Annotated in this window: 5 protein-coding genes; all 5 read left to right on the forward strand. The window is 55.4% G+C overall.

All coding sequences use genetic code 11. The features are described 5' to 3' along the window. The first annotated feature begins 91 nt into the window (after positions 1–91). Positions 92–1,525 carry a DNA methyltransferase gene (locus tag BLP96_RS19580; protein ID WP_089689213.1) on the forward strand — a complete coding sequence of 478 codons (1,434 nt, stop codon included), beginning with the start codon at positions 92–94 and terminating at the stop codon, positions 1,523–1,525. Positions 1,526–1,536: 11 nt separating this feature from the next. After that, complete coding sequence (locus BLP96_RS19585; protein WP_089689214.1) at positions 1,537–3,195, forward strand: RNA-binding domain-containing protein; 1,659 nt, start codon at positions 1,537–1,539, stop codon at positions 3,193–3,195. Positions 3,196–3,301: 106 nt separating this feature from the next. Continuing rightward, entirely contained in the window at positions 3,302–6,466 is a 3,165-nt protein-coding gene (locus tag BLP96_RS19590) for a type III restriction-modification system endonuclease (protein ID WP_089689215.1), read from the forward strand. 378 nt (positions 6,467–6,844) lie between these two features. Beyond that, positions 6,845–7,804 carry a hypothetical protein gene (locus tag BLP96_RS19595; RefSeq protein ID WP_089689216.1) on the forward strand — a complete coding sequence of 320 codons (960 nt, stop codon included), beginning with the start codon at positions 6,845–6,847 and terminating at the stop codon, positions 7,802–7,804. Between the two features lie 156 nt (positions 7,805–7,960). Beyond that, a partial coding sequence (locus BLP96_RS19600; protein ID WP_143005156.1) for a transposase occupies positions 7,961–8,253 on the forward strand: 293 nt, incomplete at its 3' end.

Consider the following 8,253-nt stretch of genomic DNA (forward strand, 5'->3'; position numbering starts at 1 on the left):
TCTTCTTCATCGAAGCTGCTTGCCTTGCCATGGGTCACCTCGTCTCAGTGTACTGTCTTAACGAGGTGTCCACTGCTGCTGGGCAAGATCAATCTACTCTCGCTTGAGCATAGCGAGAAAACTCCTCAGCGAGGACGGCGTTATCATGATCAGTATTCATGATGGCGAATGCCAAAACCTTAGAAAGGTACTCGATGAAGTATTTGGAGAAAAAAACTTTGTCGCTCAGCTCGTTTGGGAAAAGAAAAAGAAGGGGGCTTTTCTTTCTGGGGTGTCAACTAATGTCAAGGAGTATGTGGTTTCTTATGCAAGGAACATAAGTTCCTTTCAAGGCCTTGTGGGACAGATTGCGAGAGGTGAAGAAACTTACCCCGTAATAAAAACCACCAACTCTCGGGGGGTGAGGGTTGTTAAAAAGGGTATACCCAGCAAGTACAGGGAGAAAAATTATCGTCTAGCGGCAGGAAATAGAATTAGCTCTGGCAACATGGAAATGATCCTTTTGTCTGATCTTGTTATTAAGGATGGCGTGCTATCGGAGGATGTGAAGGTCGATAGCAATTGGATTTACTCGCAAGAGCTTCTTGATGTTTACGCTGAAAACAAAAGTCTCTATGTGACACAAGACCTCTACTTTCGCCGAGTTGTGAGTGAGCCCCGCAAGAAGATGTTAAAGGATCTACTCCCTATGAAAGGTGATGAGTCGACAGGATTTGAATTTGTTTTTTCGGACGACTTATTCTCGGATGGCTGGGGTACGAATGAGGACGGTTTTGACGAGCTGCATTCGATACTTGGTTCGCAAAGTCTTATGAGCTTCCCAAAACCATCCAAGCTTATAGCAAAGTTGATTTTAGCGGTTTGCAGATTTGATCCTTCTTGTACAGTACTTGATTTTTTCTCTGGCTCCTCGACTACCGCGCATGGCGTTATATCCCTTAACTCTCAGGATGGAGGTAACCGAAAGTTTATTATGGTGCAGCTTCCAGAAAGGTGCGACGAAACTTCTGAGGCATTCAAGGCAGGATACAAGACTATTGCTGATTTAGGCAAAGAGCGTATACGACGAGTCGGAATGAACGTGCTAAAAGGCGACTGTCATCCAGATTGGAACCGCGATGTCGGCTTCCGCGTGCTCAAAATCGACACCTCGAATATGAAGGATATCTACTACCGCCCCGACGAACTGTCCCAGGGCGACTTGCTGGAGGCGGTGGACAACGTCAAACCCGATCGCGTGCCGGAGGATCTGCTATTCCAGGTGCTGGTGGATTGGGGTGTTGATCTCACACTGCCGATTCGCAGCGAACCCCTGCAGGGCAAAACAGTGTTCTTCGTCGACGACAATGCACTGGTGGCCTGCTTTGATATAGGCATCACCGAGGATCTGGTCAAGGAGCTGGCCAGGCATGAGCCGCTGCGTGTTGTGTTCCGCGACAACGGCTTTGTCTCAGACGCAGTGAAGATCAACGTCGAACAGATCTTCCGCCAGCTATCGCCCAGCACTGAAGTCAGAAGCCTCTGAGGAGTCGTGGCATGGACCAGCCAGCCCTGAATGCGTTGCTTGAGGCCCTGATCAGCACCTGGGAAAACGAGATAGTGGAGTTCAAGCAGGCCGGAAACGATTACGACACCAACAAGATTGGTGAGTACTTTTCGGCCCTCAGCAACGAAGCCAATCTGCGCGGGCAGGAGCGTGCCTGGCTGGTCTTTGGTGTTAGCAACAAAACCCGTGGCGTGGTGGGCACCAACTACCGGGAAGAGCCGGAGCGTATGCATGGTCTGAAGCAGCAGGTGGCGCAAGGCACCGAGCCCAGCGTCACCTACCGAGACATCCATGAATTGCAGCATGCAGACAGACGGGTGTTGCTGTTTGAGATTCCCGCAGCGCCGCGGGGCATCCCCATTGCTTGGAAGGGGCACTATCACGCCCGTGCAGGTGAAAGCCTGGGCTCCCTGGGCCTGGACAAGCTGGACGAGATTCGTCAGCAGACCCTGGCGCAGGACTGGAGCGCGCAACTGGTGCCGGCTGCCAGCCTGGCCGACCTAGACGAGGCGGCGCTGGCTAGGGCACGGGAAGCCTTTGCCCAGAAGTATGCCAACCGCTTCAGTGCCGATGAAGTCATGGGCTGGCCATTGACGACCTTCCTGGACCGGGCACGACTCACCCAGAGCGGCCGGGTCACCCGCACAGCGTTGTTGCTGCTAGGTAAGCCCGAGTCGGTCTGGCACCTGTCACCCCACCCGGCACAGTTGACCTGGAAGCTGGAGGGAGCCGAACGGGCCTACCAGCACTTTGCACCGCCGTTTCTGTTGACCACAACCCAGCTGTATCAGCGCATTCGCAACATCCAACTGCGCTTATTACCTCAGGATGAGCTGCTGCCCATTGAGGTCTCCAAGTACGATCAGAAGATTGTGTTGGAGGCTCTGCATAACTGCATTGCCCACCAAGACTACACTCGCGACGGTCGGGTGGTAGTGATAGAGCAGCCCGACCGCCTGGTATTTGAAAACGAGGGCAATTTTTTCGATGGTGCACCAAGTGACTATCTGGAAGGCAATCGTATACCGCGCCGCTACCGTAACCCCTTCCTGGCCCAGGCCATGGCCGAGCTGAATATGATCGACACAATGGGATACGGCATTCACGATATGTACGCCCGCCAGGCGAAGCGGTACTTCCCCATGCCGGACTACGACCTGGCAGAGTCCGGGGCGGTTAGGCTGACCATCTACGGCAGCGTGGTGGACCCGGCTTATAGCCGGTTGCTGATTCAGAAGACAGACCTTCCGCTGGCAGATGTGCTGGCCCTGGACCGGGTGCAGAAAAAGCTGCCGATTCCAGACGAGGCGGTGAGCCGTTTGAAGCGCGCGGGGCTGATTGAGGGACGTAAGCCTCGGTTCCATGTGTCAGCCAGTGTGGCCAAGGCAACAGGGAACATGGCGGACTACATCCGTACCCGCGCCCAAGACGATGAGTTTTACGCCAAGCTGATCACCGACTATCTGCAACAGTCAGGTCAGGCCAGCCGTGCCGACATCGACAAATTGCTGGTCGACAAGCTTAGCGATGCACTGACCCCGGATCAGAAGCAGCGCAAGATCGGCAACCTATTGACCAAACTGAGGCGACGCGGACGCATTCTTAATGCGGGCTCTCGAGGCAAGCCTGAATGGAAGCTTGCAGAATGAGTAGAGTGCCACAAGCCAGTCATGTCCTATAAGAATCAAACACATACGACTTTCTGCAAGCAGGTCATTCCGTGCATATGCAGAAAGAATGCAGAAAGAGATTGCCATGAAGCTGAAGTTTAAAACTCAAGCCTACCAGACCCATGCCGTAGAGTCCGTGGTGGACTGCTTTGCCGGTCAACCTCTGCTCGATGGCCTGACCTACAGGATCGATCCTGGCCAGCGTTCACAGGCCAGAGCCTTTGACGAAGAGGGCTTCAAGAACGCTGACCTGGCACTCAGCGAAGCCCAGGTGCTGGAGAACATCCAGGCCGTCCAGCGCCGCCAGAACCTGCCGGTTGCAACGTCACTAACCGAATTCACCACCTACGACAACAAGGGCAACCGTGTGCCGGTCAAGGCAGCCTACAAAAAGGACGCCCTGGCAGCCACATGCATCCACCTGGATGTGGAGATGGAGACCGGCACCGGCAAGACCTACTGCTACATCAAGTCTATTTTCGAGATGAACAAGCGCTATGGCTGGAGCAAGTTCATCATCATGGTGCCCTCCATCGCCATCCGTGAAGGGGTGTTTAAGTCCCTGCAGATTACGGCGGAGCACTTTACCGAAAGCTACGGCAAGAAGGCGCGATTTTTTATCTACAACTCCAAGCGGCTGCATGAGCTGGAGAGTTTTTCGTCCGACGCTGGCATCAACGTGATGGTGATGAATATCCAGGCGTTCAATGCCCGTGGAGCGGATAACCGGCGTATCTATGACGAGCTGGATGACTTCCAGTCGCGCAAGCCGATTGATGTGATTGCCGCCAACCGGCCGATTCTGATTCTCGATGAACCGCAGAAGATGGAGGGCAAAGCCACTATGGAGGCCTTACCGCGGTTCAAACCGCTGATGATTCTGCGCTACTCGGCCACCCACCGTACCCAGCACAACCGGATTCACCGCCTGGATGCACTGGATGCCTATAATCAGAAGCTGGTGAAGAAGATAGCCGTGCGCGGCATCCAGACCCGTGGTCTCGCCGGAACCAATGCCTACTTGTATCTGGAAGGCATCGACATCTCCAGGCAGGCCCCGGTGGCACGCATCGAGCTGGAAGTGAAGCTCAAGTCTGGTGAGATCAAACGTCAGCTGCGCCGCCTGCAGTTCCGGGATGATTTGTTTGCGGAGTCAGGCGAGTTGGACCAGTACCGCGATGGCTTCACCATCAGCCAGATCGACGCCACCACCGACACCGTGGAGTTTACTAACGGGCTGGTACTGAAAGCCGGTGAAGCCAGCGGTGACGTTTCCGAGCGCGACATTCGCCGCATCCAGATCCGCGAGACCATCAAGGCCCACCTGGACCGCGAGAAGCAGTTGTTTGGCCAGGGCATCAAAGTGCTGTCGCTGTTTTTTATCGACGAGGTAGCCAAGTATCGCGACTACGATCAGCCCAATGAGAAGGGTGAGTATGCGCGCATCTTCGAGCAGGAATATCAGCTACTGAAAGACGAATACCTGTCCGAGATGGCCATCGATAACGAGGCTTACAGGAAATATCTGCACGATATTGACCCGGCAGACACGCACAACGGTTACTTCTCCATCGACAAAAAGACCGGGCGGGACATTGATGGGGCTATCAAACAGGAAAAGGATGCCGAGACTGGACGCCGCGTTGCTGTGTCTCAAGACGTTGATGCCTACGATCTGATTTTGAAGGACAAGGAGAGTCTGTTGTCGCTTCATAGGGCTTCAGATGATGCGGAAACCAGTGCCAAACGAAAGGTAAGGTTTATCTTCTCCCACTCGGCCCTGCGCGAGGGCTGGGATAACCCCAATGTCTTCGTCATGTGCATGCTCAAGCACAGTGACAACACCATCTCCCGCCGCCAGGAGGTGGGGCGCGGCTTGCGTTTGTCAGTAGACCAGTACGGTGACCGCATGGATAACCCGGCGGTGGTGCACAGCATCAACGTACTGACGGTGATTGCCAGTGAGAGCTATAAAAACTTCGTGGCAGGTCTTCAGCAGGAGATCAGCGAAACTCTGAGTGCTCGCCCACGGCAAGCTACGGCTGCCTTTTTTACTGGCAAAGTGCTTGTTACTGAGCAAGGCCAACTGGAAGTTAACGAAGATATGGGCTCAGGAATTGAATATTACCTGGTCCAAAATGGATATGTAGACCGACAAAAAAATATTTTGGATAAGTATCATGAGGCTAAAGATGCTGGAGAATTGGCCGAGCTTCCAGACGACCTGAAGCCCTATGCTGACCAAGTGTTCGACTTGATTGACACGGTGTTCAGTGAAGCTCAACTTCCGGAGATACAGGATGGTCGAAAGCCGAAAACCAACCCGCTCAATGCCAATTTTGACAAGAAGGAATTCCAGGCGCTGTGGCAGCGCATCAATCGCAAGGCGGTGTATCGCGTCGATTTTGACTCGAATGAGCTGGTGAGAAAATGTATCGCAGCACTGGACAAGAGCCTGCGCGTAACCCCATTGCAATACACTGTCCAGAAAGGCATTCAGCAGGATGGCTTGACCGACGAACAACTGATCAAAGGGGACGGCTTCAAGGTTGAAGAGACCAAAACCGAATCGGGTGGCTCTATCCACTCTCTGGTCCGGTATGACCTTTTGGGAAAGGTGGCCGAGAATGCCCACCTGACCCGCCAGACTACCGCCAGGATTCTGCAGGGGTTAAAGCCGGCTGTGTTCAATCAGTTCCGGCAGAACCCGGAGCACTTCATTGCCGAGGCATCACGGCTGATCACCGAGCAGAAAGCCGCCATGGTGATCGAACGTCTGGCATATGATGAAGTCGATGAGCGCTACGACGTGGATATTTTCACCGACAATCAGGTCGGTCAGGACTTCTCTCGCGCTACACAGAAGCTAAAGAATCACGTCCACGACTACGCCATTACCGATTCGGATGTCGAGCGCCGATTTGTCCAAGAGCTGGATATCAGCAGTGAAGTGGTGGTCTATGCTAAACTGCCGCGAGGCTTCCTGATTCCTACCCCAGTGGGCGACTACAACCCGGACTGGGCAATTTCCTTCCGGGCTGGTAGCGTGAAGCACATCTACTTCGTCGCCGAAACCAAGGGCACTATGTCGTCCATGAAACTGCGCGAGATCGAGAAAACCAAGATAGAGTGTGCGCGCAAATTCTTCGATAAGATTAGTCAGCAGGTAATAGAGGACAAGGTGAAGTATGACGTGGTGACTGACTTTGCCAAGCTGCTGGATTTGGTTGGGAAAAGTGTATATTCCTGAGTCATCAGGCTTGTGGGTGACTTCGGATAACATAAAAATATATAACTGGTTTTGAAAAATTGGCTTGATTTTTCCCTAGCAGGCGGTTAACCCGCCTGCTAGGTTTTATTAGCTACTCAAGGCGGCCTGAAAGTCGTTGCTGAAGCCGAAAAAGAATTATCAGCGGTAACCCACTTATACTTCGTGCCACCCTCGCCGCGGACACGTGCTATCTGGCTATAGAGCGACAATTACTCTGGCCGACCGGTCAAAGTAGTTGACGTCGCATAATCTGGCGCCGCTCCCAACCCGCCCCCGGCTTCGCCGGCGTCTGCGTCATTGCCAAGGCCTGGTGGTGGTGTACCCTGACGCCATCGCTCACGCCTCGATGAGACGCCAATGTATCCGACCACCTACCGCCACTACCCCAGCTTCACCCGCCGCTACGTGCGCTCGGTGATGAAGATGATGGGCCTGCCCAAGAAGCCCAGGGTCGAGGCCGAGCTGTTCGAGAGCATGCTGCAGGATCAGGAACTCGCGCTGTCGATCAACGGCGAGGTGCTGATGCTCGAGTGGCACCACGTCCGCGAGGGCAGGGTAGTGGTACCGGAGCCGTCGTTGTCGCAGTGGCTGCAGACGGTGAAACTCAGCAAGGTGCAGGGCGATGCCTGGTCGTGGCCCTGGGAGTTCAGCACATTGTCCTTCCCCACCGCGCAGACCTTCCACGGCCACCCGGTGGACGGGGCTCTAGTGACCTGGGTGGACTCGACCACGCTGCCCAGCCGCTACGAGGCCTTCCTGGGTGGCCACGGCAACCCCAACGGGGTCGACATGCGCGGCATCGGCGAGCCGTGGCTGATGGTGGCCATCCACAATCCGTTCGACGACAGGCCGAGCGAGAACCCCACCATGCTGCGAGGCGCCTTTAAGCCATCGCAGATCAGCGACTTCATCAACCGCGAAGCCATCGAGCATGCTGGCGGCCGCGCCGCCCCGCTGGCCGACGAGGAGGGCATGATCCTTCGCGACGTAGTGCGCTACGTGCTGTCGCTGGGCATGTACCTCTCCGCCTATCCTGAGGCGCAGTCGAGCGGGGTGCCAGCGTGGATGAAGAACAAGCACCCCGAGGGCAGGAAAGGCGTGCCCTTTGCCCAGGTGGGCGTCGACCGCGAGGACCGAGAGCTCAAGCTGGCCATGACCGCCCCGCACTCGGTGTCGCCCTACTGGCGGCAGCTGCGCGATGCACGCTACTATCGCGGCAAGTGGGCAGACCACCGCCCCGGCAGCCGCTACGTGCTGGTCAGCGGCTACGAGGTGGGGGCAGGCAAGACGGTTGGCGTCGAGCAGGTTGAGGAGTAGCAGCATGGTGGAAGTCATCGACGACGACTTTATGGTCTGCACCGACTGCCTGCCTATCATCGCCAACGACGATGCCAGCGGTCTCGACTATTCGCTGGGTGAGGAGCCCTATGCGTCAACGTAGTTGTCACCTAAACGGATTGAGAGGTGATCAACATGCGTTACCCCGCAGAGCGTAAGGAAGCCATCCTCAAGAAGATGGCGCCGCCGATGAGCATAACCATCCCGGAACTGGCCGAGCAGGAAGGCATCACCGCGACAACCCTCTACAATTGGCGGAAACAGGCCAGAGCACGAGGACAGGTTTTGCCATCACGTTCGAACGAGCCCGACCAGTGGACCAGCCAGGAGAAATTCCAGATCGTCCTGGAGACGGCCCCGATGAACGAGGCCGAACTCAGCGCCTATTGCCGCGAGCGTGGGCTCTACCCCGAGCAGGTGGAGGCCTG

Source organism: Billgrantia gudaonensis (assembly GCF_900100195.1).
In the GTDB taxonomy this organism is placed as follows: Bacteria; Pseudomonadota; Gammaproteobacteria; order Pseudomonadales; family Halomonadaceae; genus Halomonas; species Halomonas gudaonensis.